Source organism: Stappia sp., assembly GCF_965276915.1.
Classification (GTDB): Bacteria; Pseudomonadota; Alphaproteobacteria; order Rhizobiales; family Stappiaceae; genus Stappia.
Genome location: NZ_OZ255709.1, coordinates 2,880,296 through 2,906,151, shown reverse-complemented (window position 1 = coordinate 2,906,151; position 25,856 = coordinate 2,880,296). Strand labels below are relative to the sequence as shown.

General features: G+C 65.9%; 23 protein-coding genes. 14 read left to right on the top strand and 9 right to left on the bottom strand.

Features of this window, described 5'->3' with window-relative positions; translation table 11 throughout:
- The first annotated feature begins 13 nt into the window (after positions 1-13).
- Complete coding sequence (locus ACQY46_RS13385) at positions 14-1,585, top strand: MFS transporter (protein ID WP_428696536.1); 1,572 nt, start codon at positions 14-16, stop codon at positions 1,583-1,585.
- 198 nt (positions 1,586-1,783) lie between these two features.
- On the opposite strand, the gene ACQY46_RS13380 is transcribed toward ACQY46_RS13385, so the two are convergent.
- From ACQY46_RS13380 to ACQY46_RS13365, 4 genes are all read right to left on the bottom strand, one after another.
- Positions 1,784-2,557, bottom strand: coding sequence for a 2OG-Fe(II) oxygenase (locus ACQY46_RS13380; RefSeq protein ID WP_428696535.1), 774 nt, complete (start codon positions 2,555-2,557; stop codon positions 1,784-1,786).
- Between the two features lie 172 nt (positions 2,558-2,729).
- Positions 2,730-4,637, bottom strand: a complete 1,908-nt coding sequence (locus tag ACQY46_RS13375) for an IucA/IucC family protein (RefSeq protein ID WP_428696534.1) — start codon at positions 4,635-4,637, stop codon at positions 2,730-2,732.
- Positions 4,638-4,647: 10 nt separating this feature from the next.
- Positions 4,648-6,039, bottom strand: coding sequence for a lysine N(6)-hydroxylase/L-ornithine N(5)-oxygenase family protein (locus ACQY46_RS13370; protein WP_428696533.1), 1,392 nt, complete (start codon positions 6,037-6,039; stop codon positions 4,648-4,650).
- Positions 6,040-6,264: 225 nt separating this feature from the next.
- Complete coding sequence (locus ACQY46_RS13365; protein WP_428696532.1) at positions 6,265-7,008, bottom strand: ectoine synthase; 744 nt, start codon at positions 7,006-7,008, stop codon at positions 6,265-6,267.
- 244 nt (positions 7,009-7,252) lie between these two features.
- Here ACQY46_RS13365 and ACQY46_RS13360 point away from each other — a divergent pair, with 244 nt between their 5' ends.
- Complete coding sequence (locus ACQY46_RS13360; RefSeq protein ID WP_428696531.1) at positions 7,253-7,855, top strand: gamma-glutamylcyclotransferase; 603 nt, start codon at positions 7,253-7,255, stop codon at positions 7,853-7,855.
- On the opposite strand, the gene hydA (ACQY46_RS13355) is transcribed toward ACQY46_RS13360, so the two are convergent.
- On the bottom strand, positions 7,818-9,230 hold the full coding sequence (hydA, locus tag ACQY46_RS13355; protein WP_428696529.1) for a dihydropyrimidinase: 1,413 nt from the start codon (positions 9,228-9,230) through the stop codon (positions 7,818-7,820). The genes ACQY46_RS13360 and hydA (ACQY46_RS13355) overlap by 38 nt on opposite strands.
- 142 nt (positions 9,231-9,372) lie before the next feature.
- Between hydA (ACQY46_RS13355) and ACQY46_RS13350 the strand changes: the two genes are divergently transcribed.
- The 12 genes from ACQY46_RS13350 (at position 9,373) to ACQY46_RS13295 (ending at position 21,466) form a co-directional block, all read left to right on the top strand.
- Positions 9,373-10,026: a GntR family transcriptional regulator gene (locus ACQY46_RS13350; protein WP_306031431.1), complete on the top strand. Its 654-nt coding sequence runs from the start codon at positions 9,373-9,375 to the stop codon at positions 10,024-10,026.
- A gap of 102 nt (positions 10,027-10,128) precedes the next feature.
- Positions 10,129-10,527, top strand: coding sequence for a VOC family protein (locus ACQY46_RS13345; RefSeq protein WP_428696528.1), 399 nt, complete (start codon positions 10,129-10,131; stop codon positions 10,525-10,527).
- 110 nt (positions 10,528-10,637) lie between these two features.
- A complete protein-coding gene (locus ACQY46_RS13340; protein WP_428696527.1) occupies positions 10,638-12,188 on the top strand; it encodes an ABC transporter substrate-binding protein in 1,551 nt (516 codons plus the stop codon).
- Between the two features lie 94 nt (positions 12,189-12,282).
- Positions 12,283-13,248, top strand: coding sequence for an ABC transporter permease (locus ACQY46_RS13335; protein WP_306030216.1), 966 nt, complete (start codon positions 12,283-12,285; stop codon positions 13,246-13,248).
- Position 13,249: 1 nt separating this feature from the next.
- Positions 13,250-14,125, top strand: a complete 876-nt coding sequence (locus ACQY46_RS13330) for an ABC transporter permease (RefSeq protein ID WP_428696526.1) — start codon at positions 13,250-13,252, stop codon at positions 14,123-14,125.
- A complete protein-coding gene (locus ACQY46_RS13325) occupies positions 14,125-15,123 on the top strand; it encodes an ABC transporter ATP-binding protein (RefSeq protein ID WP_428696525.1) in 999 nt (332 codons plus the stop codon). The genes ACQY46_RS13330 and ACQY46_RS13325 overlap by 1 nt, the downstream gene beginning before the upstream one ends.
- The gene (locus ACQY46_RS13320) at positions 15,120-16,142 is read left to right on the top strand and encodes an ABC transporter ATP-binding protein (protein ID WP_428696524.1); all 1,023 of its coding nucleotides are present in this window, start codon (positions 15,120-15,122) and stop codon (positions 16,140-16,142) included. The genes ACQY46_RS13325 and ACQY46_RS13320 overlap by 4 nt, the downstream gene beginning before the upstream one ends.
- Positions 16,139-17,605, top strand: coding sequence for an ABC transporter substrate-binding protein (locus ACQY46_RS13315; RefSeq protein WP_428696523.1), 1,467 nt, complete (start codon positions 16,139-16,141; stop codon positions 17,603-17,605). Before ACQY46_RS13320 ends, ACQY46_RS13315 begins: the two co-directional genes overlap by 4 nt.
- Before the next feature lie 9 nt (positions 17,606-17,614).
- Positions 17,615-19,090, top strand: a complete 1,476-nt coding sequence (locus tag ACQY46_RS13310; RefSeq protein ID WP_428696522.1) for an amidohydrolase family protein — start codon at positions 17,615-17,617, stop codon at positions 19,088-19,090.
- Complete coding sequence (locus ACQY46_RS13305; RefSeq protein ID WP_428696521.1) at positions 19,087-19,746, top strand: aspartate/glutamate racemase family protein; 660 nt, start codon at positions 19,087-19,089, stop codon at positions 19,744-19,746. The genes ACQY46_RS13310 and ACQY46_RS13305 overlap by 4 nt, the downstream gene beginning before the upstream one ends.
- A 20-nt stretch (positions 19,747-19,766) precedes the next feature.
- Positions 19,767-20,690, top strand: coding sequence for a dihydrodipicolinate synthase family protein (locus ACQY46_RS13300; protein ID WP_428696520.1), 924 nt, complete (start codon positions 19,767-19,769; stop codon positions 20,688-20,690).
- Positions 20,690-21,466, top strand: coding sequence for an SDR family oxidoreductase (locus ACQY46_RS13295; RefSeq protein WP_428696519.1), 777 nt, complete (start codon positions 20,690-20,692; stop codon positions 21,464-21,466). The genes ACQY46_RS13300 and ACQY46_RS13295 overlap by 1 nt, the downstream gene beginning before the upstream one ends.
- Positions 21,467-21,636: 170 nt before the next feature.
- On the opposite strand, the gene hydA (ACQY46_RS13290) is transcribed toward ACQY46_RS13295, so the two are convergent.
- The 4 genes from hydA (ACQY46_RS13290) to ACQY46_RS13275 are packed head-to-tail and all read right to left on the bottom strand — an operon-like array spanning position 21,637 to position 25,774.
- On the bottom strand, positions 21,637-23,055 hold the full coding sequence (gene hydA, locus ACQY46_RS13290; protein WP_428696518.1) for a dihydropyrimidinase: 1,419 nt from the start codon (positions 23,053-23,055) through the stop codon (positions 21,637-21,639).
- Entirely contained in the window at positions 23,052-24,335 is a 1,284-nt protein-coding gene (locus ACQY46_RS13285) for a cysteine desulfurase-like protein (protein WP_428696517.1), read from the bottom strand. The genes hydA (ACQY46_RS13290) and ACQY46_RS13285 overlap by 4 nt, the downstream gene beginning before the upstream one ends.
- 30 nt (positions 24,336-24,365) lie before the next feature.
- Positions 24,366-25,103, bottom strand: a complete 738-nt coding sequence (locus ACQY46_RS13280; protein WP_428696516.1) for an amino acid ABC transporter ATP-binding protein — start codon at positions 25,101-25,103, stop codon at positions 24,366-24,368.
- Positions 25,103-25,774 carry an amino acid ABC transporter permease gene (locus tag ACQY46_RS13275; protein WP_428696515.1) on the bottom strand — a complete coding sequence of 224 codons (672 nt, stop codon included), beginning with the start codon at positions 25,772-25,774 and terminating at the stop codon, positions 25,103-25,105. The genes ACQY46_RS13280 and ACQY46_RS13275 overlap by 1 nt, the downstream gene beginning before the upstream one ends.
- Between the last annotated feature and the right edge of the window lie 82 nt (positions 25,775-25,856).

The window sequence follows — 25,856 nt, the reverse complement described above, 5'->3', positions numbered from 1 at the left end:
CGGGAAACAGACAATGACCTCAGTCCAATCGACTTCCGGTTCCTCGCTGATGGACAACTGGCCGACGCTGCTGGTCGCGGCCCTCGGCTCTTTCCTCGTCATTCTCGACGTGACCGTCGTTGCCATCGCGCTGCCGTCCATCGAGCGCGAACTCAAGGCGAGCTTCGCCGAGTTGCAGTGGATCATCAACGCCTACAACATCGCCTATACCTCGGTGCTTATCGCCGTCGGCGCCATCGCCGACCGGTTCGGAAGACGACGGGTCATGGTCATCGGCCTGACCCTTTTCGGCCTCACCTCGCTGATGGTCGGCCTTGCCGAGACGCCGATGGCGCTGATCGGCGGGCGTGTCGCGCAGGGGCTCTCCGCCTCGGCGATGCTGATCCTTGGCGTGGCGCTGATTTCCAACGCCTTCCAGGGCGCGCAGCGGGCCCAGGCCTTCGCCATCTGGGGCGTGTCGATCGGCTGTGGCGCCGCCTTCGGTCCGATGGTCGGCGGCGTTCTCGTCGATCTTCTGAGCTGGCGCTGGATCTTCCTGCTCAACGTGCCGGTCGTGCTGACGCTCATCTCGCTGTGCTACTGGCGGGTGGAGGAGTCCTCGGACAAGAACGCCGGCGGCCTCGACTGGCCGGGCATCCTGTCGTTCACCGGCGCGCTCGCCTGTCTCTCCTATGCCGTCATCGAAGGTGGCGAAAAGGGCTGGGCCAGCAACACGATCATCGGCGCCATCGCCGGGGCGGTCGTGCTCTTCCTCGCCTTCGTGTGGATCGAGACCAGCGTCAAGAAGCCGGCCTTCGACCTGCGCCTGTTCCGCATCCCGACCTTCACCGGCATCCAGCTCATCTGCGTGCTGAACAGCATCACCTTCTGGGTCATGCTGGTCTACCTGCCGATCTATTTCCAGGTCGTGCACGGCATGTCGGCCTCCTCGGCCGGCCTCATGCTGATGCCGATGACGGTGCCGCTCCTGCTGTTCGCACCGCTTGGCGCGAAGCTCGCGGCGCCCGACAGGCTCGGCGTGCGCGGACTGATCGCCTTCGGTTGCGGGCTGGTGGCCCTCGGCTTCCTGTGGCTGGCCATCGCACCGCCCTCGGAAGTGATCATGTGGGGCGTTGCCTTCCTGCTGCTGGGGCTCGGCACCGGCCTGATCAACGGCGAGTTGTCGAACGTGGCGACCGCCGTCGTTCCCCCGGAGCGGGCCGGCGTCGCCTCTGGCGTCAACATCACCTTCCGGCACGGGTCCTTCACCCTGTCGATCTCGGTGTTCGGCGCCATCCTGCTGTCCAGCATCACGCTGCAGCTCGGCGGTGACGCGAGCCTTGCGTCCGTGCTGGGCGACGGGCTCACCAACACGGCGAACCTGATCGCACGCGGTGACTTCGCCGGCGCGGTCGCCAGCGCGCCGCTCGAGATCCAGCCGGCGATCACCGAGTTCGGTCAGGCAAGCTTTGCCAACGCCTTCTCGGTGCTCCTGTGGATCGTCGCCATCCTGTCGATCATCGCAATCGTCATTTCGGGGCTGATGATCCGCCGGCGCGACCTGCTGGCCGGGCCGGAGGCCCAGGCAGCGGCGGCCGGAGAGTAACGGCACGTCGCAAACGCATCGCCGCCGCGCCGGACTTGTCCGGCGCGGCGGTTCTGTCTTCGCCGCTCTTGTCCCTGCCGGCTCCAACCCTGACGGCACGATAAAAAAGGCGCGCTATCGGTCCCGATAGCGCGCCTCTTTCATGTTCTCCCGGCGTGCTGACAAAGCTAGGGCGCGGGAGTGATCACGCCCCGGCACTCAGCTCCAGTAGGACAGCGGCTCGTCGTCGCCGCGATATCCGACGAAACACGACATGGTCACCCGCTGCCCGCCCACGCCGGGCGAAACGCAATGGATGAGCTGCGAGTTGAACAGCACCAGATCGCCGTTCTGCGGCCGGATTACCGTCCTCGGCTCGCCAAGTTCGCTTCGGTCCACACCGTCGCTGGTCTCCTGGATCTTGTCCTGCTCTGGCGTCGGCTCGCTCAGCCAGAGCTCCAGGTCCCCGCCCGACGGCGGCATGTCGAGGTAGACATTCACCGCCAGCTGTCCGGTCAGGCCCGACTGTCCGTCGACCAGCATGCGGGCAAGCCTGTCATTGTGCGGCAGCATCGTCGCGCCGGGCTCGATCACCCGGCAGGTGCCGACAAAGCTCTTCTGTCCGTCGATGGCCTGGATGGTGGCCCCGGCCGGCCACACCTCCTCCAGCAACAGGCGGAAATGGTCGAGCGGCGTCATGCGCGGATAGACGAGGTCCCGGATGCCCCAGATCGACCGAACGGCCTCGCTGTGGTAGCGGCTGGCATTGTCCGCGTCCTTGCCGACATCGACATAGCCCATGCCGAGGCGCTTCAGCGCGTTCTGGACCTTGTAGGCCTCCAGGTCGGAATGCCCGGCGATCCGCCGGGAAAATTCCGCCGACAGGTCGGAAGGATAAAAACCGGGAACATGGATCGCGTCGATGTTCTTCGCGACGAGCTTGCGAATGCTGTCCGCTGTCAGTTCCTTCGAAATCTCCACCGCCTTGAGCATGGAATCTTCCTCCAGATGGATCGTTATTAATTACCAAGGTGATTTTACGCGATCAAAACCGCGAAAACCTCGCCTCCGAGTATCCCAGAGGAGGTTTCTTGCAACAAATACGGAATTCATATCTCTTGCGAACTTGTGCCGGAGCAAGATCAGCCGGTGGCGACTGCCACCCTCAGTCGGCGCGCGGGCCGACGAAATAGGTCGCGATATGCCCCAGCGCGCGGCGCATTGCCGACGACGAGGTCCCGTTGCGGACCGCATCCCGTGAGATCGGGTTCTCCAGCGTCCCGGCATACTCGAACCCCTTGTCGGGGTCGTTGGGGTCGAGAAGCTGCCGGTTGTCGCGCAATTGCAGGCGGTTGATGCAGTTTCTCGGGAACTCGCGCGCGAAGACGTCGTGGCGGGCGAACTTTTCCGCATATTGCGGGTGAGCGGCCTGATAGGTGGCCGCGCATTCTGCCACCAGCCCCCAGAAGCGCCCTTCGTCGAGAATGCCGCGCTCGTCGAGGATCGCGGCGAGATGGCGGAAATAGCAGTCGAAGACATCCGTGAAGATGCCGTCGAGGCGCACTTCGTCGTCGAGCACGACGCAGTTGCGGCGCACCACCGGCGGCAGGCCCGCGCCGTCGTTGAGGATGCGCATTTCCTCCGCCAGGTCCTTCATGACGACGCGGGTCGGCGCGTCGTTTTCCAGGATCAGGATGACGTTCTCGCCATGCGGCATGAAGATGATGTCATAGGCGTAGTAGCAATGCAGGACGGGCGCGAAATAGGCCCGCAGATAACGCCTGATCCATTCCTCGGCGCCAAGGCCCGAACGCTCGATCAAGGCGCCGGTCATCGCATCGCCCTGGGGATCCAGATGCAGCAGGGCGGCCATGGTCATCAGTCGCTCGCCCGGCCGGATGAGATTGACCGGGCTCTCCCGCCACAGGGCCGCCAGCACGTCCTTGTAGGGGGAATCCGCCGACAGGCCTTCCTCGTAATAGGGATTGCGGTAGCTGATCGTGGCGACTTCGCAGATCAGGCAGAACCCGTTCTCCTGCAGGTAGCTGTCGCGCGCCAGCAGGTTGCGCAGCCACTCGTTGATCTCCGGCGTTGTCCGCATGTCCTCCGGCGACAACCCGCGCTGCAGCATGAAACCCATGTTGAGGATCGACAGCGCCATCTTGACGTAGCGCTTCGAGGGCGATGTCGCGTTGAAGAAGGTGCGGATCGACTGCTGCGGCTGGTAGAGATCCTCCGACAGGCCAAGATAGACGATATTGCCGCGGGCGACTTCCGCTGCGAAACTCATCGAGATGCGGTTGAACCACTGCCAGGGATGCACCGGCATGAACAGGTAGTCGGCCGGATCGCGCTCCATCCCGGCGAGCTGCTTGCGGTAGCGGGAGACTGCCTGATCGCCCAGTTCCTCCGCCATCAGCCGGTCATGATCGAGGCCGGCCATGCCGACGAAACGCGCGTGCTCCCGCGAAACGGCGACCCACACGATGGAGAGCGGACCGGCCGCCTCGGGCGCGTAGAGCGGATAGTCGGCGGTGTTGAAGCCGAGCCGTCCGTTGTTGGCGACGAAGGAAGGATGCCCCTCCGTCATCCCCGTCTCGATGGCCTGGAAATCGGCGCCGGCGAGATCGGAAGCGCGATGCGGCTTGGTCGCCGCCTTATAGGCGCTGCCATAGAGAATGCTGCTGATCTCATCGAGATAGACGGGCATCATCGCGTCGCGGATGCCGAGCGGCTTGCGGAACTCGATGATGAATTTCAGCGCGTCGATCGGCGCGACCTTGCCGTTCAGCCGCTTCTCGATCGACGCCGCATCGACCTGCCAGTGATCGAGGCGCATTCGCCTTGCCAGGAACCGGTACTCGACATGTTCCGACGGCTGCTCCAGCACATAGCGCGCCTGGTCTCCGGCAGGGCCGTCCAGCCGCGGCAACAGCAGCAGCTCGTGCGAGAACTCGCTGATCGCCTTGCGCACCAGGAGCCGGTTCACCCAGGCCCAGCGATCGCCTTCAAGATGCGCGACAGCCCGCTCCTGCGGCGGCATCACATGCATTGCGGCACTCATGTCGTCCATGCTCGTCCCCTCAGCCCCCGGCCGATGCCGCTTCGCCCGCCGGCGCGGCAGGCGCGGAGAAGCGCTGGAAGGCCACCCGGCGCTCGACCGGGTAATATTCCTTGCCGAGCACGTCGCGGATGATCACCGAGTTCCGGTAGCAGGCCTGACCGAGATCCGGCGGCAGGTAGCTGTCGGCGTGGATCTCGGCGTTCTGGACGAAGATCCCGCGCCCCTCGTGGTCGATGGAGCCGTTGCGGGCAACCGCAAAGCGCCCCTCCCCGCACCAGTTGATGCGCTCGGAGACCGGCGCCAGATAATCGGGCACCTTGAAGCGGTAGCCGGTTCCAAGCACCAGCGCTTCCGTCTCCATCTGGAAGGAGCGCTCCTCCTCCATCTGGCGGAAGGTCAGCTGGAACAATCCGCTCGCCGGATCGTGGGCGCAGGCCTCGATTTCGGTGTTCGACATCAACGTCATGTCGACATCGCCGTAAAGCTGCTTGCGGTAGCGCAGGTCGTAGATGTCGTTGATCAGCGAGGGATTGATGCCCTGGAAGATCGCCTGCATGGCGCGCACCAGGTCCTCGCGCTTGGGCCGCGACAGCGAGAAGAAGTAATCCGCATAGTCGGGCGTCGTCATCTGCAGCGTCAGCTTGGTCAGCTCGCGCGGCACCAGGCGGGACGATCTCGTGATCCAGTTGAGCGTGTAGCCGTGCCGGTCGATATCGCTGAGGAGATCGTGATAGACTTCCGCCGCGCTCTGCCCGGAGCCGACGACGGTGATCGACTTCTTCTGCCGGATCTCGTCGCGGTGGCGCATGTAGTCGGCGCTGTGCATCACCTTGTCGCGCACCGCCTCGCAGGCCGCCGGCACGTTCGGCGACATGCCGGATCCCAGCACGATGTGCTTCGCCAGCAGCGTCTTGCGCTGGCCCATCTTCGTGTTCAGGCAGGTGACCTTGTAGATGCCCGCCGCCTCGTCATATTCGACCTTTTCCACTTCCCGATTGAAGACGACATTGTCGAGCCGGCTCGCCGCCCAGCGGTAGTACTTGTTGAACTCGTTGCGCAGCAGGAAGAAATTCTCTGTGTCGAGCAGGAACGCATAGAAGGCGTAGATGCGGCCCGTCTGCTTCAGGTAGTTGAGGAAGCTGTATTCGCTGGTCGGATCGGCCAGCGTGACGAGATCGCACAGGAACGGCGTCTGCAGCGTCGCCGTCTCCAGCAGCGTGCCTTCGTGCCAGTTGAACTGGTCCTTGCGTTCCAGGAACAGGCAGTCGAGATCGCGGATCGGCTGGGTCAGGCAGGCAAGGCCGAGATTGAACGGACCGATGCCGATGCCGATGATGTCATGGACCTGGCTGCCGGTCTGGCCGGCGCGGCCACGCCCCTCTTCCGGCCCTTGCACGGATTGCGACATCATCCAGGCTCCTTTCGACGATTGCGGCCCGCCGGCGGGCCCGACCGGACCGGTCGAAGGCCGGCCTGAAGCGGTCCGGCCTTGTGCAAACGCACCGGCCGATCCTCCGCCGAAACCTTATCGGGACGCCGGATGTTACTGAAATATATTATATTCGCGCCAGTCGGTTGCTTTTCGAATGACGCTCAACCGGGTGCCGGCGGCAACGCACGCGCCAGAGTCAGGCCCCTAGTAGGAGGACGGGCTCTTGCCGGTGAAGTCGTGCGCCTCGTGCCCTTCGATGGGCGGGCTGAAGACGCTGAGGCAGACGGACGGGTCACGCACCACCATGCGATGCGCATCGTTGCGGTTCATGATGAACACGGTCGCCCCGGCGCCATTGGTGTCGATCGGGTGACTGCCGCTTTCCCAGACATACTCGCCGCTGCCGGAAACGTAGTAGCAGCTCTCGAAATGATGCCGGTACTGGAGGGGCGAATCCGTATTCGCATTGCCCAGCGTCTGACACAGCGCGAAGCCGAAGCCGTCATCCCTGACCAGCAGGCGGCGGCTCTGTCCGTTGCCCCAGAAGACGTCTCGTCCGGTGCCGACCGTCTCCGCCACCCGCCTCACGAGGGGGTCGGCGCGGATCTCCTCCTCCGGCCCCTCGCCGCCAAAGATCGTGCAGATGCGCAACTCGGTCTCCGCGTGGAAGGTGATATCGGTCCCCGCGCGGGCCGCGACCAGCGTGTCGGCCTCGACGATCGCGCTGCGGCCGCCGACCGTGACCATGCCGTTCCCGGACAGACAGAAATGCGCCTGGGCGGGAAACTCGCCGGGCGCGTCGCGGGCGACCGTGTCGCTGGTTCCCGGGGCCAGCGTCGTGTCGAACACCGCATGCCCCACCTGGTCGGTGCGCGCGACGATCTCGCGGGACGCGGCATAGCGAAAGACCGGCACGTCGCCGGCAGCCTTGAACGTACGGACGATCATGATCCTCACCTCCTCGATCAGGGGCCGGATTCCAGACATACCGCGCGCTTTCCAATAAGTATAAATCTTGTTTTGTATTAGACGCTGGAAAACAAATATCGATTGAATGGATAATTCTTACAATTGTTACGTAATTCCGACTTGCAAATGAATAAATACAGATAAGATATTTCCGACAAGATTCCCCAAGGCACTAGACTTGCGCGCGAGTGTGCGGCGAGCGGCACGGAGCACGGGGAGGCGCATGTCCGGCGACAGTCATGGCAATCGGGACCTGTGGGTCTTCGGCTACGGATCGCTGATGTGGCGGCCGGGTTTCGCCCATGCCGCCTCCTGCCGCGCGCGCATCCACGGCTACCGGCGCCGGCTCTGCATCTATTGCGAGCATCACCGCGGCACGCCGGCCCGGCCGGGGCTCGTGTTCGGGCTCGACCGGGGCGGCTCCTGCGTCGGCCTCGCGTTTCGCGTTCCCGGCGCGCATCGGGCTGCCGCCCTTGCCTATCTGCGCCGGCGCGAGCTTCGCTGCGGCGCCTATCGCGAACGGCATCTCGGCATCCGGCTGGAAAGCGGCGAGAGCGTGCAGGCGCTCTGCTACACCGCCAACCACGCGCATGCGCATTATGCCGGCAGCCTGTCGCCGCCGGAGGCCGCCGGGATCGTTGCCCGCGCCAACGGGCCTTCCGGCGCCAATCGCGACTACATGCTGAACACACTTCGCCATCTCGGCCGTCTCGGCATCACCGACCCCTGGCTCGCGCAGGTCGCACGCCTGGTCGATGCCTCACCGGCTGCGGCACCGGTTGCCGCGATCAGTTCGCGGGCCTCATTGCCGGACTGCATTCCATGACCACGCGGCGGCCACGGCCCGGGCGGGCCTGAAGCGCGCCGCCGCGCACGATCACTTCGCCGCGCGACAGAACGGTTTCCGGCGAGCCGGTGATCTCGCGTCCCGCAAAAGGGTTGTAGCCGACATTGTCGTGCAGGTCGTTCTCGCCCAACAACCGCCGCGCATCCGGGTTCCAGATGGCGATATCGGCATCGTATCCGGGATCCAGACGCCCCTTGCCCGCCAACCCGAACAGCGCGGCCGGGGCCGTCGCGGTCAGTTCCACGAATTTCTCCGCGCCAAGGCGTCCGCCCGCCACCATCGCGTCGAACATCAGCGGCAGGCGCAGTTCCAGCCCCGGCATGCCGTTGGCGATGCGGTTGAAGGGCGGGGCCTCGCCATGGGCGAACTTGCCGCTGGCGTCCATCCGATACGGCGCGTGGTCGGAAGTGACGAGTTGCAGGTCACCGAGCGCCAGCCCGCGCCACAGCGCCTCCTGGTCTGCGGCCTGGCGCTGCGGCGGACTGCAGAGCAGCGCCGCGGCTTCCATGCCCGGTCGGTCGAGATCGGCTTCCGTCATGAAGAGATAGTGCGGGCAGGTTTCCGCCCAGACCGGCGCGCCCCGTCCCCGGGCCGCGCGAACAATCTCGACACCTTCGCGCGTCGAGACGTGAAACAGCATCACCGGCTGTCCCGTCGCCTCGGCAAACCGGCAGATGCGCTCCAGCGCCTCGATCTCGGCAAGCCGGGGATGCGACAGCGCATGAAAACGGGGAGCCGTGTCGCCGGCTGCCAGCAGGCGTTCGGTGGCCCAGCGGATCAGCCCGTCATTCTCCGCATGGAAGCAGACCAGCGCGCCGCCCTCCCGTGCCGTCTCCAGCACCTTGAGGATCGAAAGGTCGTCGAGCCGGACCTTGTCATAGGTGGTGAAGACCTTGACCGATCGGTGGCCTTCGCCCACCAGCCTCGCGATATCGGCGAGGTTCCCGCCGGAAATGTCGGCGACGATCATGTGGTAGGCATGATCGATCACCGCGCCGCGCCGGGCGCGTTCCGTATAGTCCGCCATGACGTCGGCGATCCGCATTCCAGGATGCTGTGCGGCGAAGGACACCGTCGTGGTGGTGCCGCCGAATGCGGCCGAGCGCGTCGCGCTCTCGAACGTGTCGGCATTCATCAGGCCCGCGCCGGAAAGCTGCTCGATATGGCAGTGGGTGTCGACGCCGCCGGGCATCACCAGCCGGCCGCTGGCATCGATCTCTTCGGCGCCCCCGCCAAGGCCCCGGCCGAGCGCCGCCACCCGGCCGTCCGCAACCGCCAGATCCGCCACGAAGGTCCCTTGCGCGGAAACGATCGTTCCACCGCGTATGACGAGATCGTAGGTGTTGCCGGTCATGGATGCTCCCTTCGTTGCCGTCACGATATACACTGTGTATACCGTTATTGACAACTCGCCCCCTGCCTCCCGTTCGCAAGGGTCGATATCATGCAGGAAAGGTCATGCCGCAAGCGGCCGGCCATCTGGCGGAGCGATCAGAATGTCCAGCTTAGAACACGGCCAGACGCTTGGCGACACCACTCATGACCGGCTGCGCCGGATGATCGTCAGCGGCGAGCTGCCCGCCGGGACGCGGCTTCAGGAAAAGGCCTTCGCCGACCGGCTCGGCGTTTCGCGGACGCCGGTTCGCGAGGCGATCGCCCGCCTGGTATCGGAAGGACTGGTCACCCGCTCGCAAGGCGGGGTGCCCGTTGTCAACCAGATATCGATCTCGGAAATCATTGAAATTCTTCATATAAGACGCCTTCTCGAATGCGAGTCGGCGCGCCAGGCCGCGACCGTCCATGCCCAGGTGGAACCGCTCCTGTCCTTGCGTGCACGGACAGAGGCCCTGCTTGCCGGCGGCATGACGACCCCGGCCGAGCACGCCGATCTGGACGAGGAATTCCACACGACGATCGCCCGTGTTTCCGGGTCGCGGCTTCTGGCCGAGCTCGTCCACAATCTCAAGCTGAAGACCCGCATCTTCGACAAGGGCTTTATTCCCGAACGGTTCGAACCCGGCCTGAAAGAGCATCTCGACATTCTCGATGCGATTCTCGCCCGCGATTCCACGCGGGCCGAAACGGCGATGCGCCGTCATCTCGACAATGTGCGCGAGTCGATCCTGACCTCCATCCAGCGTCTTTACTGATTTCCGGCATCCGTATTTTTCTCGGATCGGGACTATGTCCATTGACTCGGCATTCCGACGGTATACCATCGGCATGCAATCACGACCAAGGACCCTCCCGAGATGACGAGCCAGACAGATGTGCGCCGCCCGGCCGGCGACCCGCTGCTCACCGTGACCTTCCTTTATTTCCGTGACCTGCCTCGTGCGATGGCCTTCTACGAGAAGGTTCTCGGCGTCGAGCTCGCCATCGATCAGGGGTGGTCGAAGATCTACCGGCTCGGCGGAACGGCTCATGTCGGCCTCGTCGACGAGACCCGCGGTTCGCATCGCGCCGCCGATCCCAAGCCGGTTCAGCTCTGCATGCGCGTCGCTGATGTCGACGCCTGGCACGCCTGGGCCCAGAGCTGCGACGTCACTGCCCTCACCGCTCCGAAGGACAGTCCCTCCCTCGGCATCCGGGCTTTCGTCTTCGACGATCCGGAAGGCTACCAGATCGAGATCCAGTCCGTTCTCGGCTGAGCCGCCCGCAACCCGGGACGGTGCGGACCCTGCGGCCTGCGCCTTCCGCAATCCAGCATCCAACGAAGGCGGCGAACCGCCTCGCAGATCACCAGAAAAGGGGAATCCAGATGAAATTTTCACCCGGCATGACGCGGCTTCTCGCTTCCGCCGCCCTCGTCGCTCTCGCCAGCTCAGGCGCGCTCGCCGACAAGTCGCTGACCATCGGCCTGACCTCCGATGCGGTTCATATGGATCCGCAGGCGGGTGAGGAGCTCAGCTCCAACATCATGTATTATCACATCTATGACGCGCTGGTCCGCCGCGACGCCGACCTGCGGTTCGGCCCCGGTCTCGCCGAAAGCTGGGAGCTTGCCGACGACACGACCTGGATTTTCAAGCTGCGCGAGGGCGTCACCTTCCATGACGGCGACGAGTTCAAGGCTTCCGACGTCATCTTCACGCTGGAGCGTCTCAAGGCCTCGCTGATGGCCAACCTTGCCGCCAACATCGAGAGCTTCCGCGCCATCGACGAGCGCACGGTGGAGATCAGGACCTTCCGCCCCTATGCCGCTCTGCCCAACGACCTTGCCGCGATCCTGATCCTCTCGGAGGATCACGTGAAGAAAGTCGGCGACAGCCTCGACCAGCAGCCAATGGGCACGGGCCCCTACAAGCTGGTGGAATGGATCAAGGAAGACCGCATCGTCCTGGAGGCGTTCGACGGCTACCATCTGGGCGAGGCCACCGTCGGGAACGTCACCTTCCGGCCGATCACCAATCCGGCAACCCGCACCGCCGCCCTGCTCACCGGCGAGGTCGACATCGTCCAGGACCTTGCCGTGCGTGACGTGCAGCGGGTGAAGAGCACCGACGGGTTCGAGGTCGTCACCCGCCCGAGCCTGCTCAATCTCGTGCTGGCGCTCGACACGCGCGAGAAAAGCCCCACGATCGAGGGCGACAATCCGATGACCGACCGCCGCGTCCGCGAAGCGATGGCCCGTGCCATCGATGTCCCGACCATTTCTCGGGTAATCATGAACGACCTGTCGACGCCGTCCGCCCAGTACGTGCCGGAGAGCCATGTCGGCTATCTGGAGGGTGCCGACTTCCACCAGATGTACCCATATGACGTCTCGCGGGCGAAGGAGCTGATGGCGGAGGCGGGTGTCGCCGACGGCTTCACCCTGACGCTCGACGCCACCAACAACCGCTATGTGAACGATGCGCAGATCGCCCAGGCGCTCGCGTCGATGCTGGCCAAGATCAACGTCAAGCTCGTCCTCAACCTGATGCCGAAGTCGAACTTCTTCGGCTACATCCGCGTCCCCTCGGACAAGTCGAGCTTCATCATGTCCGGCTGGGACGTGCCTTCCGGCGATGCCGGCTCGATGTATGGCGTGATGTTCTACTCGCGCGGCAAGAAGGAAGGCTACGGCCAGGTCAATCGCGGTTCCTATTCCAACCCCGAGGTCGACGCGCTGATCGACAAGGCCGACAGCACCCCGCGCGTGGAAGAGCGCGACGCGCACCTCCAGGCCGTGACGAAGATCCTGCTCGAGGACATCCCGATGATCCCGGTCCACTACGAGCAGGACATCTATGCCGCGCGCGACGGCGTGGCCTTCACGCCGCGCACGGACAAGTTCCTGTGGGCCTACGAAATGGACGTGAAGGACTGACCCCTTCCGCCTTTCGAAACGGAAGCGGCGCGCCCCGGGGCGCGCCGCTTGCCGCCCTTTCTCAGGCAGATGAACCTGCACAGGAACCACGCGCGTGCTCGGCTACACGATCAAACGACTGCTGCAGATGATCTTCGTCCTGTGGATCGTCTCGATCATCGTCTTCCTGATGATGAGCTTCACCGGCGATCCCGTCTTCATGGTGATCCCCATCGATTCCACCGATGCGGAGATCGAACAGGCGCGCCGCATTCTCGGCCTCGACCGCTCTCTGCCCGAGCAGTACCTGATCTTCCTCGAGGGTCTGCTGCGCGGCGATTTCGGCCGCTCCTACGTCTACCGCCAGCCGGCGCTCGACCTGATCCTGGAGCGCCTCCCGGCAACGCTGGAGATCGTCGTCGTGGCGATGGCGATCGCCGCGACGGTCGCAATCCCGCTCGGCGTCTATGCCGGGGCCAATCCGAACCGGCCCGAAAGCCGGGCGATCATGTCCGGCTCGCTTCTGGGCATCTCCCTGCCGAGCTTCTGGGTCGGGATGATGCTGATCTTCATCTTCGCGGTGAACTGGCGCGTCTTCCCCTCCTCCGGACGCGGCGACACGGTCGAGTTTCTCGGCCTCAAGACCTCGCTGCTGACCGCCGACGGCTGGCATCACATCCTGCTGCCCTCGATCACCCTGTCGCTGGGCACAATGGCGATCCTGCTGCGCATCACCCGCGCCGGGATGATGGAGGTGACCCGGCAGGATTTCATGAAATTCGCGCGGGCCAAGGGTGTCTCGCGGCGCGGCGTGCTCTACGGACACGGGCTGCGCAACGCCCTCATTCCCGTCGTCACGATCTTCGGCCTGCAGCTTGGCGACCTGATCGCCTTTGCCACGATCACCGAGACGATTTTCGCCTGGCCTGGCCTCGGCAAGCTGCTGATCGATTCCATCTACCGCGCCGACCGGCCCGTCATCGTGGTCTACCTGATGCTCGTCGCCTTCATCTTCGTGGTGATCAACTTCCTGGTCGACATGGTCTACACGTGGATCGACCCGCGCATTACGGTGAAATAAGATGAGCGCGACCTTCCTTTCTTCCGAATTCTTCCACAACTACAAGCGCAACCCGTCGGCGATCGCCGGCAGTGCGATCCTGTTGGCTTTTACCGTCATTGTCCTGGCCGGGCCGCTGTTCGTTGCCCAGAACCCCTATGACGTCGCCCAGCTTGACCTGCTCGACAGCTACAAGCCGCCGGTGTGGCTTGAGGGGGGAGACGCCCGCTTCCTCCTCGGTACCGACGGCCAGGGGCGCGGCGTTCTCGCCGGCATCCTCTATGGCACCCGCGTCTCGGTGATGATCGGCGTCAGCGCCATGGTCATGTCCTGCCTCGTGGGGACGACGCTGGGGCTGCTCGCCGGCTTCTATGGCGGCCGGCTCGACGCGGCGATCATGCGGATCGCAGACATCCAGCTCTCGTTCCCGTCCATGCTCATCGCGCTGTTCCTGATGTCCGCCTTCGGCACGGGCATCGACAAGGTGCTGATCGCCCTGACCGCCGTCGGCTGGGTCGTTTACGCAAGGACGGTGCGCGGCTCGACGCTTTCCGAGGTGCAGAAGGAATACGTCCAGGCGGCGCGGGTCGCGGGCCTGCGCGACGGCAAGATCATTCGCCGCCACGTCCTGCCCAACGTGCTGACGCCGCTGATCGTGGTGGCGACCGTGCAGGTCGGCTCCTTCATCCTGATCGAGGCAAGCCTGTCCTTCCTCGGCGTCGGCGTGCCGATCACCGAACCCTCGCTCGGGCTCCTGATCAAGAACGGCTTCGACGTGCTGTTCTCGGGCCTTTGGTGGACCTCCGTCTTTCCCGGCCTGTTCATCATGGCGCTGGTCTTCGGCATCAACCTGTTCGGCGACTTCCTGCGCGACGAACTCAACCCGAGGCTGAAGTGATGGCGAACGACACGACAGCGGCCGCCCCCCTGCTCAGCGTCGAGGACCTGCGGACCTGGTTCCACACTTTCTCGGGCACGGTGAAGGCCGTGAACGGCGTCAGCTTCTCGCTGAAGCCGGGCGAGATCATGGGGCTGGTCGGGGAAAGCGGCGGCGGCAAGTCCGTCGTCGGCTTCTCGATCCTCGGCCTTGTCGACCCGCCGGGACGCATCGAGGGCGGCCGCATCCTGTTCAACGGAGAAGACCTCGTCACGGCCGGCGAGCCGCGCCTGCGCCAGATCCGGGGCCGCGACATCGCCATGGTCTTCCAGGACCCGATGACCTCGCTCAACCCGCTGCGGACGGTGGGCGAGCAGATGGACGAGATGCTGCGCCTGCACACGAAGATGGACGCCCGCGCCCGCCGCGAGCGCTGCATCCGCATGCTGGAGGATGTCGGCATCTCGCGTGCGGCCGAGCGGCTTGCCTCCTACCCGCACCAGTTCTCCGGCGGCATGCGCCAGCGCGTCGTCATCGCCATAGCCATGCTGGCGGAGCCGAAACTGGTCATCGCCGACGAGCCAACGACAGCGCTCGACGTCACCATCCAGGCCCAGATCCTCAAGCTCATGCGGCATCAGATCCGCGAACACGGAGCCTCGATGGTGCTGGTGACGCACGACCTTGCCGTCGTCTCGGAAATGGCCGACCACATCACCGTCCTTTATTGCGGCAAGGTGGTGGAGCGCGGACCGACGGACGATGTCATCCGCCGCCCGGCGCATCCCTACACGCGCGGGCTGATCGACAGCATTCCGAACCCGGAGCACCGCACCGCGCGGCTCAGCCAGATCCCCGGCGCGGTGCCGGACATCCGCAGGCTGCCGAAGGGCTGCACCTTCCGCGAGCGCTGCCCGCGCGCCGCCGCCATCTGCGCCCGGAGCGAACCCGACCTCACCATTGCCGGCGAGCGGGCCTTTGCCTGTCACTTCCCGCTACAGGAAGGAGAGACCCGATGACCGCGATGCTGCAGGTGGACGACCTGCGCCAGGAGTTCCGCATCGGCGGATCGATGCTCGACCGGATGCGTTTCACCGACGGCCGGCTGCGGTTCCCCGACCGGCGCGTCCAGGCGGTGAACGGGGTGTCGTTCGCCATCGAGCGCGGCGAGGTTCTGGCCCTTGTCGGCGAGAGCGGTTGCGGCAAGTCGACCGTCGCCAAGACCATCGCCCGCATCTACCGTCCGAGCGGCGGGTCGATCCGCATCGACGGGGAAGACATCTCCCGCCACGGCGTGCGGGAGATGCTGCCGGTGCGCGCCAGGATGCAGATGATCTTCCAGGACCCCTTCGCCTCGCTCAATCCGCGCCAAAGGGTGCGCGACATCGTCGCCGAGCCGCTGCTGGAACAGACGAAGGGCCGCGCCGCGCGCAGGGAGGTCGCCGACAAGACGCTGGCGCTGCTCGCCCGTGTCGGGCTCAACACGGAACATGCCGGGCGCTATCCGCACCAGTTCTCCGGTGGCCAGCGGCAACGCATCGGCATCGCCCGCGCCCTGTCGGTGAACCCGGGGCTGATCATCGCCGACGAGCCGGTCTCCGCCCTCGACGTCTCGATCCAGGCGCAGATCCTCAACCTGATGATGGACCTGCGCGACGAATTCGGCCTCGCCTATCTCTTCATCAGCCATGATCTGGCCGTGGTGCATCACATCGCCGACCGGATCGGCGTGATGTATCTCGGGTTTCTGGTGGAGACCGCGCCGCGCGACCGGCTCTTCTCGGCGCCGCGCCATCCCTATACGCGCGCGCTCCTGTCCGCCGCCCCTTCCATCGAGAAAACCCGGCCGCGCGAGGAGATCGAGCTGAGCGGCGAGGTTCCCTCCGCCCTCGACCTGCCCACCGGCTGCTGTTTCCGCACCCGCTGCCCGCTCGCCTTCGAACGGTGCAAGGTGGAGCGACCGGCCCTGAGAGACATGGGCGGCGGCCAGCAGGTCGCCTGCCACCTTGTCGACGAACCGGAGCGCGATATCCAATGACCCTGGACCTGTCCGGCGCGGCGACAATCGCCCTGCCCCGCCTGCCGCTTGGCGACCCGCATGACTGCACCGATGCCAATGACGAGCTGAGCCTCTATCTCGCCTTCTACGACACGCTGGTGAAGCGCCGGAACGGGCACTACGTCCCGCATCTGGCGCGCTCCTGGCGCGTCGGCGAGGATGCGCGGAGCTGGACCTTCGAGCTGCGCCCCGGCATCCGCTTCCACGACGGCACGACCTGCGACGCCGAGGCCGTCGCCGCCTCGCTGCGGCGCATGGCGCGCGAGGACAAGGGCTATACGCTCGGCTCGCCGGCGGTCTGGCGCCAATATCTCGGCGATGCCGAGATAGACGCGGACGGGCTGACACTGCGCATCCGCCTCGGTGCGCCGATCGCGGACCTGCTGGACGTGCTGGTCCAGGGTTTCATCGTCGCACCGTCAATCTTCGATCGGCTGGACGGCGGCGAGCGAGCGCTCGCCTGCGGCACGGGGCCCTATGTCGCGGAGACCTTCGCCACGGGCCTGATCAGCGCGCGGCGCAACCCCGACTGGTTCGCGGGAGAGCCGGCCAATGCGGGCCTGCGCTTCCTGCTCGAACCGGATGCCGGCACCCGGCTGGAGATGCTGAGGGACGGGCGGGCGCAGCTTGCCAACACGCTAGATCCGGCAGCGGGGGGCCCATCCCGTATCGACGGCGTGACATTGCACCGGTTCGCCGCGCCGGTCGCCATCATCTACCTGCTCAATGCTGCCAAGGGCCCGCTCGCCGATGCCCGCGTGCGCCTTGCCCTGTCGCTGGCCGTCGACCGCGAGGCGCTGATCGGGACGGTTCTTCCGGGCGCGGCCGACCCGTTGCAGGGTTTCGTCAGTCCAAGGCATTTCGGCGCGGGAACACGCCCCGCCGGCGGCCCGGACCTTGCGCGCGCGAAAGCCCTTCTCGTGGAAGCCGGCCATGGCAACGGCCTCACGCTTGGCCTCGACTGCCCGACACACCTGCCGGACGAAGCGGAGCGCCTGACGGCGGCGCTCGGGGCGCAGCTTGCGCGTATCGGCATCCGTTTCGACGTGCACCTCCACCCGGACCGCGAGGCTTATGCGCACATGGTCCGGCGCAAGGAGATCCGCGATCTCTGCGTCTTCGATTCCAGCCCGATGTCCACCTTCAGGGTGCTTCACGAAAAGATCGATTCCCGTATCGCCGGCGCATGGTGGCAAGGCTATCGCAACCCGGTCGTGGAAGAGTTGATCGATATAGGCCGGGGCGCGACCGACGATGCCGCCCGTGCCTGCCGGTACAGTGCCGCCTACGAGGAATTGCAGCGCGATCCGCCGTGGCTGACCCTTTACAATCCCCATCGGGTCATCGGGCTGGCCGGAAACCATCCGGATTTCAGCCTTCCCGACGACGGCGTCATCGACGTCGCCGACCTGCCCCTGCTTGCCCGGCGGACCGCCACCTGAAGGATGACCATGACCAGGACACAGGCGGACCTCATCCTCTCCGGCGGCACGGTCATCCCGGTCGACGCTGGTCGGCGGATCATCGAGAACGGCGCGGTCGCCATCGCCGGAGGACGCATTCTCGCCGTCGGAACGGCAGCCGGGATCGAAGCGGCGTTCACGGCGACACGCAGGATCGACACGCATGGCAAGGCGGTCATTCCCGGGCTTGTCGACGTCCATGCCCATGCCGGGCACGGCTTGATCAAGACGATGGGCATGGACCGGCCGGACCGCTGGGAAGCGATTTGCGGCGAGGTCTACACCACCGGATCGACGCCGGACTTCTGGTATGCGGAAGCCAGGCTCGCGGCGCTGGAGCGACTGCGTTTCGGCGTGACCACCGGCGTCTCGCTGCTTGGCGGCGGCGACACGATCATGCGCACGGATGACCCCGCCTACGGTTCAGCGCATGCCAATGGCGTCCAGGAGGTCGGCACCCGCTCGGTCATCGCGGTCGGCCCGACCCGCGCGCCGCATCCCCTGACCTATGCCAATGGCGGCAAGGACCCTCGTCCCGTCTCCTTCGAAACGCAGCTTGCCACCTCGGCCGAACTCTTGAGGAGGTGGCACGGGGCAGCGGGCGGGCGCATCCGCGTCGCCCTCCTCTATCCCGTTCTGCGCAACGAACACGAGCGCGACATGTCGCCGGCCGACTACGAAGAGGCGAAGCGCCAGGCCTGCATCACCCGTGCGCTGTCACGGGAGAATGGTGTCCTCTTCACCCAGGACGGTCACCGGGGCGGATCGGTGCTGCGCGCCGACAAGATGGGCCTTCTGGGACCCGATGCCCTGCTCTCGCATGCGGTCGACCTCTCCGACGACGAGATCCGCATCTGCGCGCGCACCCGAACGCGCATTGCCCACAATCCGTCGGCCATCGCCTCGGTCTTCGGGCGCTGCCCGGCCATCGAGCTGATGGAGGCCGGGGTCACGGTCGGGCTTGGCTCGGACGCAACGGCGCCCGACAGGTCCTCCGACATGTTCCGCCACATGCAGCAGGCGATGCACTATCACCGTCGCCACTTCCGTGATGCCGACGTCCTGCCACCGGGCAAGGTGCTGGAGATGGCGACGATCGATGCCGCCGTTGCCCTTGGCATGGACCACGAGATCGGCTCTCTTGAACCCGGCAAGCGTGCCGACGTCGTCATCGTCGACATGAACCGTCCGCATCTGGCGCCGCCCAACATGGCAGCGCACCGGCTGGTCTGCTTCGCCAATGGCAACGATGTCGAGACCGTGCTTGTCGACGGCGAGGTCTGTCTGGACAACGGACGGGCAACGCGGATTTCCGAGCGCGTCGTTCTGGACGACGCCGCGCGGGAGGCGGAGGCGATGATCGAGCGGATCGGCGGACGGGGCGACCTCGCCGTGCCGGCACATTTCTGGGGCTGCCCGCGAGGCCGCACCACCATCCCGCATCCACCGGAGGCCGGCCGATGACCCTTCACATCCTCAACCCGAATTCCTCGCGCCTTGTCACCGACGGCATCGACGACGCCGTCGCCCCCATGCGCGCCGTCTCGCCGGTCGAGATCCGCTGCCACCTGCTGCCCGAAGGACCGGCGGGCATCGAGACGCAGGCCCATGTCGACGGCGTCGTCCAGCCATTGCTCGCGCAGGCCGCCGCGCTGGAGGCAACGGCCTCGGCCTTCGTCATCGCCTGTTTCTCCGACCCCGGCCTTGCCGCCCTGCGCGAGCAGAGCGCCCGCCCGGTGCTCGGCATCGGCGAGAGCGCCTACCTGACCGCGCTGACGATGGGACAGCGCTTCGGCATTGTCTCGATCAAGCGCGGCTCCGTTGCCCGTCATATCCGCACGCTTGGCGCCATGGGACTGCTCGACCGCCTCGCCGCCGACCGGCCTCTGGAACTCGGCGTTGCCGAGCTTGCCGAGCAGGACCGCACCCGCGCGAGGCTCGAGCAGGTCGGCGCGCATTTGCGCGATGCCGACGGCGCCGACGTCCTGGTGCTCGGCTGTGCCGGCATGGCGGGTTACCGCGCGGCTCTTCAATCCACACTGGGCATTCCGGTGATCGACCCCTGCCAGGCCGCCACGGCCATGGCGCTGGGGCGCATCGCGCTCGCCCGCTGCACATGACACGGAACGGAAAGGACAACATGACCCGATTGAGCGAAGCGGCGCGGGGCGTCTACGTCATCGCGATCACCCCCTTCACGGAAAGCGGCGCCCTCGATCTCGAGGGCTGCGACCGGATGGTCGATTTCTATCTGGAAGCGGGCGCCACCGGACTGACGGTTCTCGGCATGATGGGTGAAGCGCCGAAGCTGACGAGCGAGGAGTCCGGGATCGTCGTCAACCGCATCCTGAAGCGGGTTGCCGGGCGCGTGCCGGTCGTTGTCGGCGTGTCCTCGCCGGGCTTTGCCCAGATGCAGGCCCTGACCTCCCAGGTCATGGATGACGGCGCGGCCGGCGTCATGATCGCACCGCCGGGATCCTTGCGCACCGACGACCAGATCGTCGCCTATTACGGCCAGGCGGCCGAGGCGGTCGGCGACGTGCCCTTCGTGCTGCAGGATTTCCCGCTCGCCACCGGCGTGCAGATGTCGGTGCCGGTGATCTCGCGCATTGTGGCGGACAACCCGACCTGCGTCTGTCTCAAGCATGAAGACTGGCCGGGGCTTGCCAAGATCACGGCCCTGCGCAAGGCCGGCACGCTCGACCGGCGGATTTCGATCCTGTGCGGCAATGGCGGCGTGTTCCTGCCCGAGGAGATGGAGCGCGGCGCCGACGGGGCGATGACGGGCTTTGCCTATCCGGAGATGATGGTTCATGTGGTCGAGGGCCATGCCCGGGGCGACATGGACCGCGCCCGTGACCTGTTCGATGCCTACCTGCCGCTTGCCCGCTTCGAGCAGCAGCCGGGGCTCGGCCTCGCCATTCGCAAATACACTCTCTACAAACGGGGCATCATCGACACACCGGCGCTGCGCAAGCCCGGAACGGCCCTCGATCCGCTGACACGGGCCGAGGTCGACATGCTGGTTTCCCGCCTCGAAATGCGCCTGAAGGAGCTGAACTGATGGATCTCGGACTGAAGGGCAAGCGCGCCCTCGTGCTTGGAGCAAGCCGTGGCCTTGGCCGGGCGATCGCGGAAACGCTGGCGCGGGAAGGTGCAACGGTCATCGCGGCGGCCCGCAATGACGCGGCCATCGCCGAATGGGCGGCAGCCCTGCCCGGCACCGACGTGACGCCGCTGAAGATCGACCTTGCGGATATCGCCAGCGTCGATGCCGCCGCCGACCGCCTTCTTGCCGATGGCGGCGTCGACATTCTCGTCAACAATGCCGGCGGGCCGGCTCCCGGCACCGCGCTCGGCTCTCCCCGCGAGGCCTGGGTCGGCAATTTCGAGGCGATGGCCGCCAGCCTCTTCCATCTTTCCTCACGGCTGGTGCCAGTGATGCGCGAGCGCGGCTGGGGCCGGGTGATCACCATCGGCTCCTCCGGCGTCGAGCAGCCGATCCCCAACCTTGCCATGTCGAACGGCATCCGCGCCGCGGTGCTGGCCTGGTCGAAGACGCTGGCGAGCGAGGTCGCCGCCGACGGCGTCACGGTCAACATGGTGGTGCCGGGCCGCATCCACACGGCGCGTGTCGACGAGCTCGATGCCGCGGCCGCCAAGCGCACCGGCAAGAGCATCGAGGAGATCGCGAAAGCCTCGGCCGCCTCGATTCCGGCGGCGCGCTACGGACGGCCCCAGGAATTCGCAGACATGGTCGTCTTCCTGGCATCGGAACGCGCCAGCTACGTGACCGGCAGCCGCGTGCGCGTCGATGGCGGAGCGATCCGGAGCCTCTGACACGGACCCGTCGCGCGAGGCCAACGCTCCCGCCTTCGAGCACCTTCCGGGAAGGCAAAAAGATCCGGGACGGCCGCCGCGCTGTCCCGGATCTCTTCATTTCTCGTGCAGGATTTCGACAATCTCGTGCAATTTTTCGAAAAAATCCGCTCGATATTGTCGAAATTGCACTATCCGAAAAGCACGCTTCGGCCGCGCCCGAGATAGGTTCCCATGCCCTTCCCGGTGACCAGCCGTCCGTTCTCCACGGCCAGCTCGCCGCGCAGCAGAACCGTGACGGGCCAACCGGTTATGCCCATTCCCTCATAGGGGGTATAGTCGGCGCCGTGGGCGAGGTCCTCGTTGCGGATCGTCCGGACGCTCGCCGGATCCCACAGCGCCAGATCGGCGTCGGAGCCGATGGCGATCGTCCCCTTTCGCGGGTACAGCCCATAGAGTTTCGCGTGGTTCGTCGCGGTCATCGCGACAAAGCGGTTCACGTCGATGCGCCCCTTCGCAACCCCTTCCGAGTACAGGATCGGCAGCCGTGTCCCGACGCCGGGAATGCCGTTCGGGATCCATCTGAACGAGGCCTTGCCCTTCTCGCTCTTCTTGCCGGCCGGATCGTCGAAGCGGAACGGGCAATGGTCGGAGGAATAAAGGTCGAAGACCCCGGTTTCCAGCCCCTGCCAGCAGGCCTCCTGGCTCGCCTTGTCGCGCGGCGGCGGGGAACAGACGTATTTGGCGCCCTCGAAATCCCCGGACTTCAGGTCCTCCGCGGTGAGCACCAGATATTGCGGGCAGGTCTCGCCGGCGATCTTCTGGCCGCGCAGCCGGGCCCGGCCGATCTCCTCCATCGCCTCGCGGTTGGAGACATGGACGATGACCACCGGCGTATCCACGATCTCGGCCAGCGACAGGGCCCGATGCGTCGCCTCCCGCTCGGCCGCCACCGGCCGGCTGGTGGCGTGATGGTAGGGCGCGGTATCCCCGTCCGCCTCGCGACGTCCGATCAGGTAGCGGATGGCGTCCTCGTTCTCGCAATGGACGAGGACAACCTGCTTTGCACGGCGGGCGGCGTCGAGGGTTGCCAGGATCTCGTCGTCGCGCAGCCGCAGTCCCTCGTAGGTCATGAAGACCTTGATCGAGGTATAGCCCTCCTCGGCCAGCGCGGGCATCTCCTGGCCGAGCACTGTCGGGGTCGGGTCCGAGACGATCAGGTGGAAGCTCACATCGGTGTAGCAGTTCCCGTCCGCCAGCGCGTGATAGGCCTTCAGCGCCGCGCGCAGGCCGACGCCCTTTTCCTGCAGGCAGAACGGCATCAGCGTGGTGTTGCCGCCGAGCAGCGCCGAGCGCGTGGCGCTCTCGAAATCGTCGGCCATGACGATCCCCTCGCCCGAGGGCTGGGCGATGTGGACGTGGCTGTCTATTCCCCCGGGCAGGACGAGAAGGCCGTGCGCGTCGACCTCGCGATGTCCGGCAGAAAGCCCCGCGCCAAGCGCCACGATGCGACCCTCGCGAATGCCGATATCGGCGGCGAAAGTGTCGGCGGCCGTCACCACCGTGCCGCCGCGCACCACCGTGTCGAAGGCCACTCCGGCCATCGTCATGCCCCGCTCGCCGAACGCTGCGCCGCCTTCCGGCCATCGATCACCCGGTCAAGCGCCGCCGTCAGCCGGTCGACTTCCTCCAGCGTGTTGTAGTGGACCATCGAGACCCGCAGCACTCCGCCGGCCTCGGCAAGTCCGAGATATTCCACCAGACGGCGCGAATGAAAGTCGCCGTGGCGGATGGCGATACGCTCGGGATCGATCGCCAGCGACAGGTCTCCCGGTGTCCAGCCCTCGACGGTGAAGGAGATCGTGGGAATGCGCGTGGCTCCGCCATCGTTCTGCGCCGCTCCCACCACATGCACGTCGGCCCGGCCCCGCGCCCAGCCGAGAAGCCGCTCGACAAGCGTGTTCTCCTGGGCCGTGATCGCCGCGAAAGCGGCCTCGACGCACTGGCGCGGCGTCGCATCTTCCCCGGCGCCGGTGCGCCGACCAAGCTCCTGAAGGTATTCGACAATTCCGGTGAGGGAATAGGCGAGCTCGTAGCACGGATTGCCCGCCTCCAGCTTTCCCGGGACGCGGTCCTTGCCGTAGAAATAGTGATAGAGCGAATCCAGCTCCAGCAGGTGGTGGTACCGCCCGTACATCATCGCCACATGCGGCCCGTAGGTCTTGTACAGGCTGAAGATGTAGTAATCGGCGTCGAAGGCTTGCACGTCCACCGCCCGGTGCGGGGCGTAGGCGACCGCGTCGACGCAGATCCGGGCGCCGCGCGCATGCACGAAATCGGCGATTTCGCGCACCGGATTGACCTCGCCAAGGACGTTCGAGACATGATGCACGCAGACAAGCCGCGTCCTCTCGCTCATCAAGGGTTCGAGGTCGGCGAGCCGCAGCTTCAGGCTGCCGAGATCGAGCGGCCAGACCTTCACGACGATGCCGAATTCGCGCAGTCGCTCCCAGGGGCCGATGTTGGATTCGTGGTCGGCAACGGTCACGACGATCTCGTCTCCCGGCGCCAATTGGCTGCGCATGGCATTCGCGAGGTTCTGGGTGAGAACGGTCGTCGAATGGCCGAAGACGATCTCCTCCGCGCGCTCGGCATTGACCAGCAGGCGGCCGGCTTCCCTGGCCGCGCGCAGCGCCTCGGCTGCCTTTTGCGACACCTCGTAGCTGCCGCCGATCTGGACGTTGCGCTCATAGAGGAAGGCGTTGATGCGTTCGACCGCGCCTTTCAGGATCTGCGATCCGCCGGCATTGTCGAAAAACACCCAGCCGTTGTCGAGGCCGGGAAACTGGGCACGGACGAACTCCATGTCCAAGGGGGCATTGGTCAGCATGTCAGGCTCCGGACGGTCTTTGCGTCGTCGTCAGTGATTGAGCACGGCACTCAGGAAGTCGCGGGTGCGCGGCTCCCGGGGTGCGTCGAAGATTTCGGCGGGCGTTCCGGTCTCCACGATCCGCCCCCCGTTCATGAAGATCACCCGGTCGGCGACCTGGCGGGCAAAGCCCATCTCGTGGGTGACGATCACCATCGTCACGCCGGTGCCGGCGAGCGCGCGCATGACGTCGAGCACCTCGCCCACCATTTCCGGGTCGAGCGCCGATGTCGGCTCGTCGAAGAGCAGGACACGCGGTTCCATGGCGAGCGCCCGGGCAATCGCCACCCGCTGCTGCTGGCCGCCCGACAGATGCCCCGGATACTTTTCGGCCTGCTCGGCGATGCCGACGCGGGCCAGCAGTTCGCGCGCCTTCTCCTCGGCTTTCGCCGCGGTCATCTTCCGCACCCGCATCGGCGCCAGCATGATGTTGCGCAGGACGCTCATGTGCGGGAACAGGTTGAAGGACTGGAACACCATGCCGACCTCGGCACGCACCTGAGCCAGATGGCGGCCGGGTTCCACCGGAATGCCGTCGACCGTGATGATGCCGCCAGGCGAGTAGCTCTCCAGCAGGTTGATGCAGCGGATGAGGGTCGACTTGCCCGATCCCGACGGTCCGATGACGCAGACCACCTCGCCTTCGGCCACCTCCAGGTCGATCTCCGTCAGGGCCGCGAAGGCACCGTAGTGCTTCGACAGGTTGCTGATCTTTATGATGCCGGCCATCAGCGCGTCCCCTGTCCCATGCGCCGCTCGAACCGGGACACCAACGCCACGAGCGGCCAGAGGAAGGCGAGATAGATCAGCGCTGCGCCGATCAGCGGGCTCGGATTGGCGGCAAGCGCCTGGGCCTGCGTCGCCTGCTTGAGCAGATCGGGCATGGCGACGACGGAGGCGAGCGCGGTGTCCTTCATGACATTGATGCAATTGTTGGTGAGCGGCGGAATGACGATCTTCACCGCCTGCGGCAGGATCACGTCGACCATCATGTGGCGATAGCCGAGACCGAGCGCCCGCGAGGCCTCGAACTGACCTGCGGGAATCGCCTCGATGCCGGCCCGGAAGATCTCGGCCGTGTAGGCACCCGAGACAAGCGTCAGCGCGACCACGGCCGAAAGGAACGGCGACAGCCGGATGCCGACGAAGGGCAGCGCGTAATAGACGACGATCAGCAGGACCAGCAGCGGGATCGAGCGGAAGATGTCGATATAGAGCCGCGCCAGCAGCACCACAGTCCGGGGGCCGTAGAGGCGCACGAGGGCGAGAAACAGGCCGAGCGCAAGGCCGGCAACGATGCTGGTGGCACCGATCTGGATCGTCACCACCAACCCTGAAAGAAGCAGCGGAAGGGTGCGGATCAGGATCGGGACGTTGAAGAACGTGTCTAGGAGGTCCATTGGCTTCCCGGAGATGCTTGGGCCGTGGCGGGCGAGACCGGCCAGGCGCGCGAGGGCCGGAACAAAGCGGGGCCTGCGGGCG